Raw genomic sequence first — 16,678 nt, forward strand, 5'->3', positions numbered from 1 at the left:
CATTATTTCATTTGAAATATAAAATCTTTTCTATGAAATATTTATATCACATTAAAGCTGCTTTGTCAAGCGAAATTCTATGATAGTAATTAATTATAGTTTCATTCGTAATAATATTTTATTCATAAGATTGGTTCTTGGATCAGCTCAAATAAAACCAGCAATAAATATTTACCTAAAAACAGTGTCCAGCTTATGTATGGAGGAATTCTGATAAGGCGAGGTAACTTGGAGAAGGTATGATAAATTTAGCGAACTCTAACACGATAGGAAATTACTTTCTCTATTTCAATGATTACGATGTAGCCCTTTATTATTTCAAGTGAAATAATAAAGGTTGCTTTCAAAAAGAAAGTATAGTAACATAATAGAGAGGTGAAATATAATGAAGGGCCGCGAAAACGAAATTCTTGAATTGCTAACGGAACAAAAGCGAGTCGAAGTTACTGTACTGGCAGAGAAGCTTGGCGTGTCGCAAGTGACGGTGCGCAAGGACCTTGACGCATTAGAGAGCAAAGGCATTATCCGGCGTGAACATGGCTATGCCGTGCTGCGCAGCTCCGATGATATCAACGGGCGCATCGCCTATCATTATGAGACCAAGCGCTTGATTGCCGCTAAAGCTAATGAACTGATACATGACGGTGAGACGATAATGATTGAAAGCGGCAGCTGCTGTGCGCTGCTGTCAGAAGAACTGGTAGGCAGTAAGCGCGATGTGACGATTATTACAAACAGTGCTTTTATTGCGGGCTATGTGCGTTTCAGAGCTGAAGCCAAGGTCATTCTGCTTGGCGGCATTTACCAAAACGAATCTCAGGTAATGGTGGGGCCGATGGTAAAGCAATGCGCCGGAAACTTTTGCGTGGACAAACTGTTCATTGGCACGGATGGCTACACGGCACAAATTGGGTTTACCAACAGCGACCATCTGCGTGCACAGGCGGTCCGTGATATGGCGCCTCAGGCGGAGCAAGTGATTGTACTAACCGAAAGCGGGAAATTCATTCGGCATGGCGTGGTTCCGCTGCAACTGACAGATCGGATCAAAACAGTTATTACCGACACGAATATACCCAATGAGATACAGCGGAATTTGGAGAAACAAGGAGTGACCGTACTCACGGTGCCGCATAACAACTAACATTTTTCGATTGGAAATGATATAAGCTTGACATCAGTGATGCTACCGTGCACCGCTGAATAAACGAATATGACCAGTTGGCGAAAGTGCGTTTCCATGCCATGGGAACGCACTTTTTATATGTTTATGAAGTGACGGAATTACAAAGCAAGAGAGCTTGTTCAGGATGCCCATTATGGCAGCCCTGAGCAAGCTTGAAAGAATATATCCCGATATATCGAACTTTACAACAACAAAAATCATTTGCCTCTTCCGGGGAAAGTATTTTGGGTACGTTCCTAAGGTATCTGCTTACACCCGCTCTCTTTTGCGCTTGTTGTCATAGCTGTCAACAAATAGAATCGCGACAATTACAAGGCCTTCGATCAACATAATCACATAAGCGTTGGGGACCATGTTGTTAAGTGAGAACTCAATTACGGAAAAGAACAGCACGCCGATAGCAGACTGCCAAATTCCTCCGATTCCGCCGGCCATAGAGGTACCACCCACCACAACCGCGCAGTTTTTATCTCTTTTGATAGTTTCATTATAAATTCAAAATTGCGTTTGTCAGCATATTATATTTTATATGTAAAAATATTTTATTTATTTGCACTAATTTATATTTGCATATAAAATCAGCGGTGAGGTATGCCAAAGTGTTTTCCAGTGTAGCCGGAATGCATATTATTCTTATACCCCATAATCATTCAACGAAAATCCTGTGCTCCGAAAATGAATTTTTTGTTATGTATTGCGGATCTTACGGCTATCAGCAATTACTGAAACAACAATTCTGCTGCGCCAATGATACCGAAGTCGTCACCCAGCTCCGCCTTCTTAAAATAAACCGTCATCTTATTTTTGTTATATTCATCGAATAGTTTGCGAATTCTCGGGAACAGGCGGTCGCCAAATTTTAGCAATCCTCCACCAAACACAAAACAATTGATGTTCAAAGTTACATATAAGTTGTAAGTCCACACAGCCATATACTGCGCCATTTGTTCCAATGCCCATTTGGCCAAATCGTCTCCCTGATCGAAAGCAATCTGTATGGTATACGGCGTGATCTTATCAGCGCTGCCCGCGAGCTCTACCATTATTGTTTTGACCCCTGCTTTGATTCTCTGCTGTATGTGTTTCACAATCATGGAACCTGAGCAGTAAGACATCAGGCATCCCTTGTTACCACACCCACATTCTATCCCTTCTCCAGGTGTGACAATCATATGTCCGCTCTCACCGGCCCATCCATAGCGTCCACGGAAGAGTTCATTGTTAATAATGATACCGGACGAGATTCCTGTACTGACAGGGCAATACAGCATGTGCTTAAATCCACGCCCCGCTCCATAACGATGTTCTGCCAGCGCGCCGGTGTGTGAATCATTGTCAAACAGAATACGCACATCTCCACCCAATTTTGTAAAAAGATATTCTTTTGCTGGAAAGTCATGGATCTTGGGGAGATTTGTAGTTTTGATGATTCTCCCTTCCTCGTAAAGAATATAGGAAGGCATGCCAATTCCAATACCACGCAGCGCATCCTTCGTCAGCGCATTGTCCTCCATCATCTTTTGGATCATTTGTGCTATATTGTCAAAAAATGCTTCGGAACTCAGCGAAGCGTCCGATTGAGTGCGATATTTCTTGACTAAATTTCTGCTGCCGTCAAATAATCCATAGGCTATTTTCGTCCCGCCTACATCAATACCAATAGAATATTCTTCCATTTTGTAACAACCTCCCTTTCAGTCTATGCATCACACCAATGATGCCACATTGGAACGGTAAAACATCACAAGTTGCTATTTTACCAGTAATGTCTATGGCTAATTCGCACCCCCAATCAGCCGGTAAATTTCAAATGTAATTAACTTTATTTCATATATAAATCTCAATCTTATATTATAGATATTTTTGTACAATGTCAATAATATATTTTATGTTGGTAATAAATTTTATTTTATTTGAATGATTTTTATTTACAAATAAAACATCTTGACTTAGAATAATAGTCGAACAGTTAATTGGAAGGAGTGTTTCTTTATGCGTGCTCTTTTTATAGGAGGCACCGGAATCATCAGTGCCTCTGTCAGTCAGTTGGCGGTTAATCGAGGATGGAATTTGACCTTGCTTACTCGCAGCGGAAAATCCGAATTTGCCCCTGAAGCTGCGCACTTTTTAAAAGGTGACATTCGTGATGAGGCTGCAACCGCAGCGCTCCTCCGGAATACACATTTCGATGTGGTGGCGGATTTTATAGCATTCGGCGTCCCTGATCTCGAACGTGACTGGCGGCTTTTCAGAGACTGTACGAAGCAATTTATCTATATCAGCACGGCATCCGCCTATCAAAAGCCGTCGTCTCATTATCTGGTGAATGAAGAAACGCCTCTCGGCAACCCCTTCTGGCAATATTCACGAGATAAAATAGCAGGCGAGGAATATCTGATGGAGCGATATCTGAAAGAAAGTTTTCCAGTTACGATTGTGAGACCTTCTCATACCTATTGCGAACGGAAAGTTCCTGTAGCAATACATGGGAAAAAAGGAAGCTGGCAGACCTTAAAACGGATGTTGGATCATAAACCTGTTCTCATTCACGGTGACGGCACATCCTTTTGGACGATGACACACAGTTCAGACTTTGCAAAAGGATTTGTAGGTTTAATGGGCAACCCCCATTCCATTGGCGAGGCGGTACAGATCACAAGTGACGAAAGCATGACTTGGAATCAAATTTATGGTATTCTTGCCGACGCTCTCGATGTCCCATTAGAGGCAATCCATGTTTCCAGTGATTTCTTATCAGCTTGTTCCACTTACGATTTACGAGGGACCTTACTGGGTGATAAAGCAAATACCCTTATTTTCGACAACACAAAAATTAAACGCCTCGTTCCGGATTTTCACGCTACAGTCGGGATGAGGGATGGTCTAACCGAAGCCGTACATTACATGCGGACGCATCCCGAATGTCAAACGGAGGATGCTGAATTCGATACCTGGTGTGATCAGGTGATTGCCGCATTGGAAACCGCCACACGCGCGGTACAGGTCAGCTTTAACATAAGAGGATGAATGATATGCAAAACACAGGTCTTCTCTTTAATATTCAGAAATTCAGCACCAACGATGGCCCCGGTATCCGCACAAATATTTTTTTTAAAGGATGCCCATTGCATTGCCCCTGGTGCTCAAACCCGGAATCGCAAAGCGCTGTACCACAGATCATGTGGGATCGCACGAAGTGCATTCACTGCCTGCATTGCGTACAGGTTTGCCCATATGGCGCACTCTCCGAACAGGAAGGGACTATTGTATCCAATAATAACTGCACTGGATGTGGAACCTGCGTAGCCGAATGTCCGCAACAGGCGTTAACACTGTCAGGTAAGTTATATACGGTTGAAGAAGTCGTTCAGATCTGTCTGCAGGACAAAGCCTTTTATGAAGAATCGGGTGGCGGCGTGACATTGTCAGGTGGTGAGCCACTGATGCATGCAGGTTTCGCTGAGAAGCTGCTGCGTGCTTTAAAAGCGGAAAATATCCATACCGCTATTGAAACAACCGGATTTTCCGGTGCGCAAACTTTTGCTCAACTCATGCCGCTCCTTGACCTGTACCTGTTTGACTGCAAGCATTATGACAGCAAAAGGCACGCGGAGGTTATTGGCGTGCCAAACGAGCAGATTCTCGTTAATATGCGCACAGCCATTGAGGCGGGAAAACAAGTCATTGTTCGCATTCCGGTTATCCCGAACTTCAACAATTCTCTCAATGATGCATCCGGCTTTTGCCGGGTACTAAAAAACGCGGGAGCAAAACGGGTAAACCTGCTACCATTTCATCAGTTTGGGGAGAAAAAATACGAATTTCTGTGTATGCCCTATTTCCTCCATAAAGTACCTGCTTTACATGAATCGGACCTTCAGGAATTTCAACAGGTTTTTCTGGACAATGGATTCGATTGTTATTTCTAAGACATTCTTTAGAAACAGGGAGTCAATAACTTTCAAATGTTAGGATTGTCTCTTCACCTTTTTGGATCGTGGAATTTCCAGAAATCTGAAAACCTTATAAAGGCAGGCCGATAATACCGGATAGTCCGTTATTATCGGCCTGCCTTGCTTACCAGTTCTTTCCGGTATTGGTTTGGGCTTATTCCGAATTTCTTCTTTAATGCGATATCGAACCCCTTTTGATCTGAGAACCCGCTGTTGACAGCGATTTGGATACATCCCTTATTGGAATAACGCATCTCATCAATTGCGGAACGCGACCTTACCTCTGTCAGATATTCTTTAATATAATTTTTACCGAACCACACGTCTAACGCGTGGTTTTGGTATACAATCAGCGGGCGGCTGGCCAGCCGCCCGCTTTAGTTTAAAAACAAAGAAATGATTATAAGATCGGCATTTTAGCCGAAATAAAGATAGTGTCCGAAATGTTTTGCAGTGGATACTGCAAAAATGGGGATAGCGTCTGGTTGAAAACTGTACAAAATAACAATAGAATAACAATATGGGAGAGGAGTGCATAAGGTAATGACCGACAACGCGGCAAAAATTTTCAGTCTTTTACTCAATAACGACAAAATGCCGCTCACGGTGAAGAAGATCACCGGAATTTTAGAACTTTCCGAACGTACAGTCGGCACTTACCTAAAAGAAGTGTATCAATTCTGTGCGGAAAACGAAATCGAGGTGATCAATAAGCCAGGAGTCGGCATCAGCGTCAATGCCGGAAACCGCAGGGATGAGTTGATGCAAATGCTGGCCCGGATAGAAAAACCGCATTATGGCGCACAGTACCGCACCGGCTACATTATTGAACTGTTGTTAAACAACTGGACGACATACACGCTTTCCCTGTTTGCGGATGATCTTGGCGTATCGAAGAATACAGTAGAGAACGATTTGAAGCAAGTGCAGCAATGGCTGTCGAGGTTCAGCATTTCGGTGCAGAAAAAAGCAGGTGCCGGTATTTTCTTAACTGGGGCGGAATTGGATATCCGCCGTGCCATCGTTGAAATCAACCGGCAGTTCTTTAAGAAGTCGGTAAAACTTCCCCGAAAGACGCTGGACTACCGTCTCAGCTTGAAGACCTATCAGAGACTGTATGGATGTTACAGGAACTGCGATGTGGATTATTATATCGCACTGATCCAGGAAGCTGATCAAAACACTTTGCGCGATCTTACGGACAGTGGATTTGAAACGCTGCTGGAATATTTGATTGTAATGGAAAAGCGCATATCATTGGGCTTTCTCGTAGCGGAGGATGAAATCGAAGATGTACCTGCTGACCGGCCAAATATTCTCAATTATCTTTCGGTGTACGTCAAAGCGCTAAAGCTTCCGAAAGGAGAACAGAAATTTTTGCAGATGGTGACATGTTGTCTTGAGTATCAGAATTCCACCGTACGAAGAGACGAGTTGTTCTCTCAGGCCAATCCGGGAATTCTGGCCTTTACGAAACGGCTTATCGCTTATCTCTCCAACATCGTAGGGCTGGATTTTGAAAAAGACGAGCTGCTGCTGAAATCGCTGTACATGTTCGAGCGTTCGTCGCTGGTGCGTGTCCGATATGGCATAGACCTGCAGAACCCTTTCCGTGAGAATATCAAAAAAACCTACCCCGCTATTTTTTCCGCCTGCTTTGCGGCGGGTGGACTTTACGAAAAGGAAGTCGGTAAGTTCCCAACTGAAAACGAGTTGGCATCTCTTGCCCTTCTTGTGGGAGGGGCGGTTGTGCGGTCCGAAAAAAAGGTGACAGCGGTAATTGTCTGCTCTTCCGGCTTTGGAACTTCGCAGATTCTCGCCAGAAAAATCGGGGATCACCTTCACAATATTGACGTTCTGTCCACACTGAGCTTTTCTGAACTGCACAAACTGGACCTTCTGAATCCCATGCTGGTCGTCACTACTATTTCATCCTTAAAATGCGACAGACCCACCGTGGAGATTTCTCCGGTGCTGAACGAGGATGATATCCATAGGCTGAAAAAGGCCTGTCTTGAACTGCAGGCTGAGGAGGGCGCAGAGGGACAGAAAATTACCATACTGGACATTCTGAAGGATGATCTGATCTTTTTGGATGTCGATGGAAAGGCAAAGGAAAAAATTCTGAGGTCGATGACCGAAAGGATGGAAAAGAGCGGTTGCGTTATTGATGGATTTCACGGGGATGTCCTTAGGCGTGAGCAAATGGGTTCCACGGCCCTTGGCCAGGGAATTGCAATCCCTCACGGACTGTCGAGCTTTGTAAAACGGCCGGCCATTGCCCTTGCGCTCCTCAATCAAAGTATCGACTGGGGCGGAGAAGCGGTGGACATCATATTTCTTTTGGCACTGAATTTTGGTGACATACAAAACACGAAAGCATTTTTTAAAGCTTTTTACCAGCTCACCAGTGATGGACACACCATGGATCTGTTAAGGCGGGCAAGAACTAAAAACGAGATCAAAAAAATCATTGAGGAACACTGCTTTGAATAAAAAGGGGAATATGCTATGGAAGCGTTAATCCAAGAAAATCTTATTTATTTTGACGTTGATGTAAAAAACAAGGTGGAGGCAATCGAGTTTCTTGCTTCAAAGATGTACGCAGCGGGCCGTATCAAAAATGAAGAGGCATATGTGTCTGCGGTACTGGAAAGGGAAAAGGAATTCTCGACTGGCGTGGGTTTTTCCGTTGCAACACCGCATGCAAAGACCGATAACGTGAAAACCGCTGCGGTTGCGTTCGCCCATTTGAAAAACGAAATCCAATGGGACGAGGAAGAAAAGGCTTCACTGATTTTTCTTCTTGCCATTCCTGACAAAGACAGAGGAGACAGACATCTTCAGATTTTGGCTTCAATCTCACGGAAACTTGTGCACGAGGAATTCCGTGAATTAATAGCAAAAGCAAAGACCCCAAAGGAAATTCTAAAATTAATCGGAGAAGTTTAGAGGAAGGGAGAAATGAGGGGTTAGACAGTTTTAGTGCCAGTTGTACTGCAGACACTTGGCGGACTTGTCTACATAAATTATTTGCAGGAAGAGTTTACAGCACATAGCCATTTAATCAAATTTTAACCATTTTGAGGAGTGAGTTTTTATGAATGATCTGAAGGAACTGATGAAAAACACCAAACAGCATTTGATGAGCGGTGTTTCTTACATGATCCCATTTGTTGTTGCCGGCGGCGTCCTTCTGGCCCTTTCAGTTTTACTGTTTGGATCTGCAGCCGTCCCAACAGAGGGCACTATATTATACGACATATTCCAAATTGGCTCTGCCGGATTGGGGCTGATGGTTCCGATCCTTTCCGGCTTTATCGCGTATTCAATGGCGGACAGACCCGGCCTTGCTCCAGGTATAATCGGCGGCTATCTGGCATCGCAGATTGGCGCGGGTTTTCTCGGGGGCATTGTCTCCGGCCTACTTACGGGTATTCTTGTTTTCTATTTAAAGAAGATTAAAGTACCTCCCGTGATGCGTTCCGTGATGCCGATTTTTGTTATTCCATTGGTTGGCACGTTTGTCATCGGAGGATTGATGGAATGGGTCATTGGGAAACCTATTGCCGCGCTGATGGTTGCCATGAAATCCGGGCTGGATAGCATGGGCACAGGAAATGCTTTATTGCTGGCTGTAATTCTTGGCCTGATGATCGCATTTGATATGGGTGGACCGGTAAATAAGGTCGCGTACAGTTTTGGCGTCGCAATGGTTGGGACGATAGATCCGACAACCAATATGGCAACCCCTATCGCACTCAAGATCATGGCGTGTATCGGTGTTGCTATCTGTGTTCCGCCGATCGGTATGGGCGTAGCTTCCATTTTAAGGCCTAAGAAGTACACCAGCGAAGAGCGGGAAGCCGGAAAAGCCGGAATCCTGATGGGACTCATCGGAATTACGGAGGGCGCCATCCCCTTTGCAGCGGCTGATCCCCTAAGAGTTATTCCGTCTATTATGGTTGGCTCATGTGCGGGGTCCGTTGTGGCAATGCTGCTTGGAGCGCAAAATCCGGCACCATGGGGAGGCTGGATTGTCTTGCCGGTTGCATCGGGAAGGTTGGGCTATATAATTGGTACCCTTGTAGGCGTCGCAATTACGGCTTTCATGGTCAATCTTCTAAAGAAAGAGGTTACGGAGAAAACAAAATTGCAAGGAGCCGATGGGAAACAGGATAACGAAATCGAACTGGACATTTCATAAAAAGCATTTTGTAAGCTAATATCTTTGTTTAATGGGAGCTTTATCAATGATGGATATACGCATTTGTTGTAAATACATACAGATAAATGCGTATATCTATCCCTAATTTATCAACTGCTGTTTCGATTATTAAAGGAGGAAACGTAAATTATGAAAATTTTGGCGGTAACATCCTGCCCGTCGGGAGTAGCGCATACTTATATGTCTGCGGAAGCACTGGAAAAAGAAGCAAAGGCCAGGGGCATAGAAATTAAGATTGAAACACAAGGTTCCATTGGAACAGAAAATAAAATTACGATGGACGATGTGAAAAAAGCGGATGTTGTGATTCTTACGAAAGATATGGGGATAAAGGATACCGATCGATTTGCCGGTCTGCCTGTCGTTAAGGTCAGGGTTGACGACCTGATTAAGCATTCAAATACAATATTGGATAAAGTTGAAGCATTTTTAAAAGACAGAAAACAATCGTAACCATGCTTTGAACTGCGGGGTTTTGTGTTCCGGCAGTCCAAAATGACTAGTTCGGGGAGCAGTTGAATGATTCGTACAGCGTGCGCTGCCCGTTGAATAGGGAGAATATAGCTTTTATGGAAAAAGGAATCGGTGTTTCAAAAGGAATCGAACTTGGCCGGGCGCTGGTCTATCAGACAAAGCCCATTAAACCCGAAGAAAGAATCATTACCACCAATGACGTGAAAAAAGAAAAAAAGAGGGTTGACGAAGCAATTACGGCGGCCGTGGCGGAATTGGAGCAGATGCTTGACAAAATCGACAGAGCGGTCAATCCAACTTCTGCGGATTTGCTTGAAATCCATATTGAGCTCAGCCGAGATCCCTTATTTTTGGAAAAGATCTATCATTATATCGAATTTTCGTTAAACAGCGCCCCTGACGCCGTTCTGCGCGCCTCCGGTGAAATGGCCGCTTCATTTGAGGCGTTGGAGGATAAATATTACGCCGCCCGTTCAGCCGATATTCGAGATATCGGTAACAGGATTGCGGGTATCCTGCTTGGTGTCCGGAGGGTGAATCTTTCCAGCCTTCCGGGTGACGTTATCATCTTCGCAAATGACCTGACCCCCAGCGAAACCATTGCCATGGACAGAAAACATGTTTTGGGTTTCTTAACCCGGATTGGCTCCCCTACCTCACATACTGCCATTTTAGCCAAAAGCATGGAGATTCCAGCTATCGTCGGTGCAGTGTGCGGAAGTGTTTCCGATGGCGATTTTGTTATTATCGACGGAAGTTCCGGAGAATATTTTGTCAATCCGGATGAAGAGCTGATTCAGAAATATACCCGAAAACGACTTGCATTCCGGGAAAACCTTGCCCGCCTGAAAAAGCTGCGGAATTTGCCCGCAGTGACGCCGGATGGCCGCAAAGTGGAAATCGTAATTAATATTGCGCAGCCGCTGGAAGCCAATAAAATTGAACCTGCCGGCGCGCAGGGTGTCGGCCTGTTTCGCACGGAGTTCCTATACATGAATTCCACGAGCGCACCCGACGAGGAGTCTCAATTTGAGGCTTACCGCGAGGCCGCCATGCGAGCAAATGGAAAACCGGTTATCATTCGAACACTGGATATAGGCGGTGACAAAAGACTCTCCTATCTCGCTATGCCCAAGGAAGAAAATCCATTTTTGGGATACCGGGCCATCCGTTTCTGTCTTGATAATCCCGAAATTTTTAAAACGCAGCTTCGTGCCATTCTTCGGGCATCCGCCTATGGTGATCTGCGGATTATGTTCCCGATGATTTGCGCGATGAGTGAACTACGCCGAGCGAAACAGTTACTCCAAGAATGCAAAACAGAACTTACAACAGAAGGCCAGGATTACAACAATCATATCAAAACAGGCATGATGGTGGAAATTCCATCCGCTGCTGCCGCCGCTGACGTTTTTGCAGGAGAGGCAGACTTTTTCTCCATAGGTACCAATGACCTTTGCCAGTACACGCTGGCGGTCGACCGAATGAATCAGAAGATTGCCAATCTCTATACGCCCTTTAACCCGGGGGTACTGCGTCTGTTGCGTAATATCGTTACGGAGGGACATAGGGCAGGCATCCCCGTCGGCATGTGTGGCGAGATGGCATCCGACCCAATGGCGGCGGTACTTTTGCTGGGCATGGGCCTTGATGAATTTTCTGTGAGCGCCTCCAATGTGCCCTATGTAAAAGATGTCATCAGAAAAACAGCGTTTTCCAGGGCGAAAGAATTGTATGAGCATGTAATGACGCTTTCAAGCTCAATTGAAATCAAAAAGTATCTGGAGGAAAATATCAATGCTAACTAAAGAATTTACTGTTCTCGCCGCAGAAGGGTTACATGCCCGTCCAGCATCGGCCTTACTTAAGGTGATAAAGAAATACCATTCTGCCGTAACCCTTATAAAGGGTGATGTGAAAGCGGACGCCCACAGCATATTGGGCATTTTGTCCATGCAGGTCAGCTACAACTCAAAAATCACCATCCGGGTTGAAGGGGAAGATGAAGCCGATCTGATGGATTCCTTGATCCAATTTTTTGAGAAAGATATTCTTGCGTTGTAAAAAGCATACAAATCAGTGTTCATCGATTATGAGGCATTCCGTTATCCCGTGGGGCTTAAGGCAGATTAAACGGTCGTACCCCTGAAATTACCCTTTGAAATCGCCTGAAAAGGAAAAATCAGGTTTGAAACTGAATATTTTATATTGAGAAGTTCTATTCAATACTATAAAAATAAATAATAAGCAATAGTAATTTAATGAAAATCAATTTCATGGAGGAATCAAGATGGAATTTCTATTCGACAGTGCAAATTTAGACGCTATAAAAAAATACAGCGCCATTTTTCCGATTTCGGGGATAACCAGTAATCCGAGCATCCTGAAAGCAGAAGGGAAAATTGACGTGTTCCCGCATATGCGTAAAATCCGTCAGATAATCGGTGAAGCCAAGACCTTGCATATGCAGGTGATTGCAGAGACCTGCGATGAAATCCTTGCGGATGCGCATGCGATTCTCCAACATGTCGACCAAAAGGTATACATTAAGGTGCCGACTACGGAAGAAGGTCTTAAGGCAATGCGCATACTAAAAACGGAAGGCGTGGGGGTGACCGCTACTGCCATCTATAGTAAATTACAAGGCTTTATGGCAATCGCCGCCGGAGTGGATTTCATAGCTCCCTATTATAACCGAATGGAAAACATGGATATTGATTCCTGTGCAACAATCTCAGCGTTTCGCCAAATGATTGATGAAAATAAGGCTTCTACTAAAATTCTGGCCGCCAGCTTTAAAAACACAGCACAAGTTACAAGTGCTCTGCAGGCCGGCGCCCATACGGTCACCGTACAACCTGCCCTGTTACATGAGGCATTTGGAATGGCCGCCATTAAAAAAGCTGTCGATGATTTCCATACGGACTGGAAAAACACGCAGGGGGATATCCCGCTTAGCAAGTTAGAATAAAAATGATTCAAATTTAAGTTTCAGTAGAAGATACACTTCCAAATAAGAACAGGACATGGAAAGGGCTTATAAACTCCCGTGCGGGGGCCTATAAGCCCTTTCCCCATCTTATCAAATGCTTAAATAGTTGCTCTGATTCATAAAACTTCAATTTCATAATGCTTCAGTTTTTCAAGAATGGCAGCATCTGGAATGTCGTCTATTATCAAACCTTGGAAGTCCTCCAATTCGGCGTATTTAAAATTTCCCTCCATATTGAATTTGCGCTTTTCAACCAATAAGTAAGCTTGACGGCTAGCACGAAGAATTGCTTTTTTGGTGAGACCATCATCGGGAACATATGTGTAAACAGAATCGTTGAAGGAATCAACCCCTACAGTTCCCATGAAAGCCAAATCACAGCGTAATTGAGAAATCTGCCCAATAGATGAGCTGCCGATAAAACCATCTCTTCCACGATTGAAAGATCCTCCAATAAAAAACAAGCTAACGTTACATGGGGCAGAGAGTGCAATGATCACATCAACCATATTAGTAACGACCGTAACATTCATATTTTGTTCTATTAAAAGCTTAGCCAATTCAACGTTAGCAGTAGAAATATCTAAAAATATGGTATCCCTTTCTTTAATGAGTGTTAAAGCCTTATGTGCCAGCACACGCTTTTCCTGAATATATTCATTTCTTCGCTGAGCCACATCGCCTTGATGTGAGTTAATTCTTATAGAAACAGCTCCGCCATAAGCTCGTTTGAGTAAACTCTTTTTCTCTAAAACAGCTAAATCTTTACGGATGCAATCTTCTGTAACATCAAATTGCTGGCTTAAATCCTTGACCAGAACTTTTCCATTTTCATTGACTATTGATAAAATTGCATCTTGTCGCTCTTGTACAAACATACGCTCCCTCTTTTAATTTATTATTATTTTTAATCTGTTATTATTATTTTATCGTATTTTATCAACTAAGTCAATTATAGTAATTGGGAAAAAGATAAAACATCATTCCAATCGGACTAAAAGAACGAAAATTTTCTGGTGAACGGCCCGAACAGCAAAAGCCGCAGCGAGCAGGCATGGAGCTACGGGACATTAAAGCCCCAGATCCGGAATCTCCGGGCATTCTCCGCATAAAGGATGGCCCCCGGTTTACCGGGGGCCATCCTTCTTGTCAAAGAACCACCGTTTTCAAGGTGCGAAAACAGTGGTTCTTTGATTCCATTTTGTTTTCATGCTGTGTCTTACAAAGCATTCAGCCGTTCTTTAAGAGACAGGATATTGCTTTCAATCTGCCTGATAACCTTAACAAACTCTTCATCGCTTTTTCCCGTCGGATCGTTCAGCCCCCAGTTCTCCCTGTGCTGACAGGGAAGGTATGGGCAGGCGACATTACATCCCATCGTAACGACAATATCGACCGGAGGAATTTCGGAAAGCAGCTTTGAACGCTGTGTTTTTTCCATGTCGATCCCATAAAGCCGCTTCATCAGGCGAACGGCATCCGGATTGATCCGCGGCTTTGTTTCCGTCCCCGCCGAATAGCTTTCAAAAACATCTCCGGCAAGGCGCCGGCCCAGCGCCTCGGCGATCTGGCTGCGGCAGGAATTGTGGACACAGATAAATGCAACTTTTACCATCTTTTCCTCCTCACAGCGTTAACAGGCGGTCGCCTTTGACTTCTTCGGCCCTCCACGCAATCAGCGCAAATTTACCGTCCGCATGTTCGTCAATACGGTTGATCCATTCCACCTCGCTCGCCGCTTTTGCCGCCAGCATGGGGTCGGTGGTGTCCGTACCATAAAGAGATTGATTGACTATCCACCATTTTGCGGCAATTCCCGCCCGCTTCAGATCCTCTTCCAGACGCAGCGCCTCGTAAAAGGGGGTCGCTTCGGGCAGGGTAACAATGACGACCTCGGTTTCGTCGGATTTCAGCCGGGGCAGCAGCCGCTTTACCGATTCGGGGATTTCACCCTTGGTTCGTTCGATTTCATGGTTATAGCTCTGTGTGGATTCCAGCAGAAGCAGAGTGTGACCCGTAGGAGCAGTGTCTATTACCACCACCTGATCGTCGGCCTTTTCCACTACCTCCGCAAAGGCGCGGAATACGGCGATTTCCTGGGTGCAGGGGGAACGTAAATCTTCCTCCACATAGGCAATATCTTCGTCGCTCATCCCCGACGCGCGGGCTTTGGCAAGCACCTCGGATTGATACTTCGTCAATTCTTCGGCCTCGTCAATATGACTCATGGAAACACCGCTGGTTTCGTCCAGCACAAATTTAAGATGCGCGGCGGGGTCGGTGGTGGTCAGGTGGACTTTCTTTCCGCGCTTCGCAAGTCCCAGCGCGACCGCGGCGGCGACGGTGGTTTTGCCCACGCCCCCTTTTCCCATTGTGAAAATGACACGCTTGCCGCCTGCCGCCAGTTCGTCTATGATGACGTTCAGCGCGGGGACATGGGCGGCGTTCAGCGTTTCCTTGTATGTGGCCACATGGTCGGTATTCAGCAAGGCACGCACATTGGCGAGTCCCGTGACATTATAGGCCCGCAGGGGCACCATATAGATTGGGAGCACCTGTAAGCCTTCCGGCATCTTGGCAAGAGCTGCCCGTTGTTTTTCATACAGGCTGAAAGACAAAGCGTCGCTGTATTCCGTCAGCATGCCGTTGACAATCAGAACTTGATGATATACTCCTAATGCGGAAAGCTCGCCGGAGGCCCGTTCCGCCTCCTTGAACGGCGCAGTTTCGGGACGGGTGACGAGAATCAGCGTAGTGAAGTTTTCGTCTGCCAGCGTTTCCATAGCCTGTTTGTAAACCGCTTTCTTGCTTTCCAACCCGGAAAGCTGTCCCAGGCAGGACGCGCCGTGCGTGCTTTCATTGATAAAATTGCTCCATGCGGACGGAAGCTGGAGCATCCGCAGGGTGTGGCCCGTGGGGGCCGTATCGAAAATAATATGGTCGTATTCCTGCTGCGCCTTACTGTCTGTAATGAAGCCGGAAAACTCATTGAACGCCGCAATTTCCACAGTACAGGAGCCGGAAAGCTGTTCTTCCATATTGGAGATCACCGGCGCGGGCAGCTTGCCGCGATAAGGCGCGATCACGCTTTCCCGATACTCGGCGGCCGCCTGTATGGGGTCAAGGTTTGCCACAATCAGGTTCGGTACGCCGGGGATGGGCGTTCCTTTGTTTGTCAGTTCCATTGAAAATACATCCTGCAGGTTTGAGGCCGGGTCGGTACTAATCAGCAGCACCCGCTTTCCGTTGTCTGCCAGCGATACTGCGGCGGCACAGGCGATGCTGGTTTTACCGACGCCGCCCTTCCCGGTGAAAAACAGGTATTTCGTCAGGGGAATCGTCAAGGGATGAAAAAGCTCCATCAGCAGCAGTCCCCCTTGCAGCCACAGTCTCCTGATTTTTTCCGGGTGATTTTCACCTTTACAGGCTTGCTCTGTTTTGCCAGCAGCTCTTCAGGAAGATCGAGCAGCTTTGTAAATTCTTCGTTGGTTGGGTATCTGCCTTCCATGACAATTTTATCGTCCAACATGATAACCGGGAGACCCTTTGGGCCATGGGCATTGATATACGTATTGATTGCTCTGTTGTTGACAAACTCCATCGGCGCATTGTTCAGATTGTAGCGTCCGACGGGAATCCCATGATTTTTCAACGTATTCAGCACAGCGGAAATACGGAGCAGTTCGGGATCGACGCCTACTCCGCAAAGGCCGGTGGAGCAGCACATGGCCGGTTCAAATATTTCCATTTTTTTCATAACAAACAACTCCATTCTAAGATTTATTGGGATTTTAATTCTGGGAATCGGCGGCGGGCCTTGATAATAAACCGCACCAACAAGAGCA

At 45.5% G+C, this 16,678-nt stretch carries 17 protein-coding genes; 10 read left to right on the forward strand and 7 right to left on the reverse strand.

The window, feature by feature from the left end; genetic code table 11:
• Positions 1 to 385: 385 nt before the first annotated feature.
• Entirely contained in the window at positions 386 to 1,144 is a 759-nt protein-coding gene (locus tag ACRQV7_RS12235; RefSeq protein ID WP_444658352.1) for a DeoR/GlpR family DNA-binding transcription regulator, read from the forward strand.
• Positions 1,145 to 1,435: 291 nt separating this feature from the next.
• On the opposite strand, the gene ACRQV7_RS12240 is transcribed toward ACRQV7_RS12235, so the two are convergent.
• Both ACRQV7_RS12240 and ACRQV7_RS12245 read right to left on the reverse strand, forming a co-directional pair.
• Positions 1,436 to 1,621: a hypothetical protein gene (locus ACRQV7_RS12240; RefSeq protein WP_275715312.1), complete on the reverse strand. Its 186-nt coding sequence runs from the start codon at positions 1,619 to 1,621 to the stop codon at positions 1,436 to 1,438.
• A gap of 284 nt (positions 1,622 to 1,905) precedes the next feature.
• Positions 1,906 to 2,862, reverse strand: coding sequence for an ROK family protein (locus ACRQV7_RS12245; RefSeq protein WP_444658353.1), 957 nt, complete (start codon positions 2,860 to 2,862; stop codon positions 1,906 to 1,908).
• A 316-nt stretch (positions 2,863 to 3,178) separates the two neighbouring features.
• Between ACRQV7_RS12245 and ACRQV7_RS12250 the strand changes: the two genes are divergently transcribed.
• Both ACRQV7_RS12250 and ACRQV7_RS12255 read left to right on the forward strand, forming a co-directional pair.
• On the forward strand, positions 3,179 to 4,213 hold the full coding sequence (locus ACRQV7_RS12250; protein WP_444658354.1) for an NAD-dependent epimerase/dehydratase family protein: 1,035 nt from the start codon (positions 3,179 to 3,181) through the stop codon (positions 4,211 to 4,213).
• The gene (locus ACRQV7_RS12255; protein ID WP_444658355.1) at positions 4,210 to 5,115 is read left to right on the forward strand and encodes a glycyl-radical enzyme activating protein; all 906 of its coding nucleotides are present in this window, start codon (positions 4,210 to 4,212) and stop codon (positions 5,113 to 5,115) included. The genes ACRQV7_RS12250 and ACRQV7_RS12255 overlap by 4 nt, the downstream gene beginning before the upstream one ends.
• 131 nt (positions 5,116 to 5,246) lie before the next feature.
• On the opposite strand, the gene ACRQV7_RS12260 is transcribed toward ACRQV7_RS12255, so the two are convergent.
• Positions 5,247 to 5,462, reverse strand: a complete 216-nt coding sequence (locus ACRQV7_RS12260) for a helix-turn-helix domain-containing protein (RefSeq protein WP_444658356.1) — start codon at positions 5,460 to 5,462, stop codon at positions 5,247 to 5,249.
• Positions 5,463 to 5,682: 220 nt separating this feature from the next.
• Between ACRQV7_RS12260 and ACRQV7_RS12265 the strand changes: the two genes are divergently transcribed.
• The 7 genes from ACRQV7_RS12265 to ACRQV7_RS12295 all read left to right on the forward strand — a co-directional run bounded on the left by ACRQV7_RS12265 (position 5,683) and on the right by ACRQV7_RS12295 (position 12,812).
• Entirely contained in the window at positions 5,683 to 7,635 is a 1,953-nt protein-coding gene (locus ACRQV7_RS12265; RefSeq protein ID WP_444658357.1) for a BglG family transcription antiterminator, read from the forward strand.
• A gap of 15 nt (positions 7,636 to 7,650) precedes the next feature.
• Positions 7,651 to 8,091, forward strand: coding sequence for a PTS sugar transporter subunit IIA (locus ACRQV7_RS12270; RefSeq protein WP_444658358.1), 441 nt, complete (start codon positions 7,651 to 7,653; stop codon positions 8,089 to 8,091).
• Positions 8,092 to 8,239: 148 nt separating this feature from the next.
• The gene (locus ACRQV7_RS12275; RefSeq protein ID WP_442867992.1) at positions 8,240 to 9,346 is read left to right on the forward strand and encodes a PTS fructose transporter subunit EIIC; all 1,107 of its coding nucleotides are present in this window, start codon (positions 8,240 to 8,242) and stop codon (positions 9,344 to 9,346) included.
• Between the two features lie 150 nt (positions 9,347 to 9,496).
• On the forward strand, positions 9,497 to 9,820 hold the full coding sequence (locus tag ACRQV7_RS12280; protein WP_444658359.1) for a PTS fructose-like transporter subunit IIB: 324 nt from the start codon (positions 9,497 to 9,499) through the stop codon (positions 9,818 to 9,820).
• Between the two features lie 116 nt (positions 9,821 to 9,936).
• Positions 9,937 to 11,649: a phosphoenolpyruvate--protein phosphotransferase gene (gene ptsP, locus ACRQV7_RS12285; protein ID WP_444658360.1), complete on the forward strand. Its 1,713-nt coding sequence runs from the start codon at positions 9,937 to 9,939 to the stop codon at positions 11,647 to 11,649.
• Positions 11,639 to 11,905 carry an HPr family phosphocarrier protein gene (locus tag ACRQV7_RS12290; RefSeq protein ID WP_275715298.1) on the forward strand — a complete coding sequence of 89 codons (267 nt, stop codon included), beginning with the start codon at positions 11,639 to 11,641 and terminating at the stop codon, positions 11,903 to 11,905. Before ptsP ends, ACRQV7_RS12290 begins: the two co-directional genes overlap by 11 nt.
• Before the next feature lie 226 nt (positions 11,906 to 12,131).
• Entirely contained in the window at positions 12,132 to 12,812 is a 681-nt protein-coding gene (locus ACRQV7_RS12295) for a fructose-6-phosphate aldolase (protein WP_444658361.1), read from the forward strand.
• Between the two features lie 137 nt (positions 12,813 to 12,949).
• On the opposite strand, the gene ACRQV7_RS12300 is transcribed toward ACRQV7_RS12295, so the two are convergent.
• The 4 genes from ACRQV7_RS12300 to arsD form a co-directional block, all read right to left on the reverse strand.
• Complete coding sequence (locus ACRQV7_RS12300; RefSeq protein ID WP_444658362.1) at positions 12,950 to 13,711, reverse strand: DeoR/GlpR family DNA-binding transcription regulator; 762 nt, start codon at positions 13,709 to 13,711, stop codon at positions 12,950 to 12,952.
• A 341-nt stretch (positions 13,712 to 14,052) separates the two neighbouring features.
• A complete protein-coding gene (locus ACRQV7_RS12305) occupies positions 14,053 to 14,448 on the reverse strand; it encodes an arsenate reductase ArsC (protein WP_444658363.1) in 396 nt (131 codons plus the stop codon).
• Positions 14,449 to 14,458: 10 nt separating this feature from the next.
• The gene (gene arsA / locus ACRQV7_RS12310; protein ID WP_444658364.1) at positions 14,459 to 16,195 is read right to left on the reverse strand and encodes an arsenical pump-driving ATPase; all 1,737 of its coding nucleotides are present in this window, start codon (positions 16,193 to 16,195) and stop codon (positions 14,459 to 14,461) included.
• Positions 16,195 to 16,590, reverse strand: a complete 396-nt coding sequence (gene arsD, locus ACRQV7_RS12315; protein ID WP_444658365.1) for an arsenite efflux transporter metallochaperone ArsD — start codon at positions 16,588 to 16,590, stop codon at positions 16,195 to 16,197. Before arsD ends, arsA begins: the two co-directional genes overlap by 1 nt.
• Positions 16,591 to 16,678 lie beyond the last annotated feature (88 nt).

It is taken from the genome of Caproiciproducens lactatisolvens, assembly GCF_052443335.1.
Taxonomy (GTDB): Bacteria; Bacillota; Clostridia; order Oscillospirales; family Acutalibacteraceae; genus Caproiciproducens.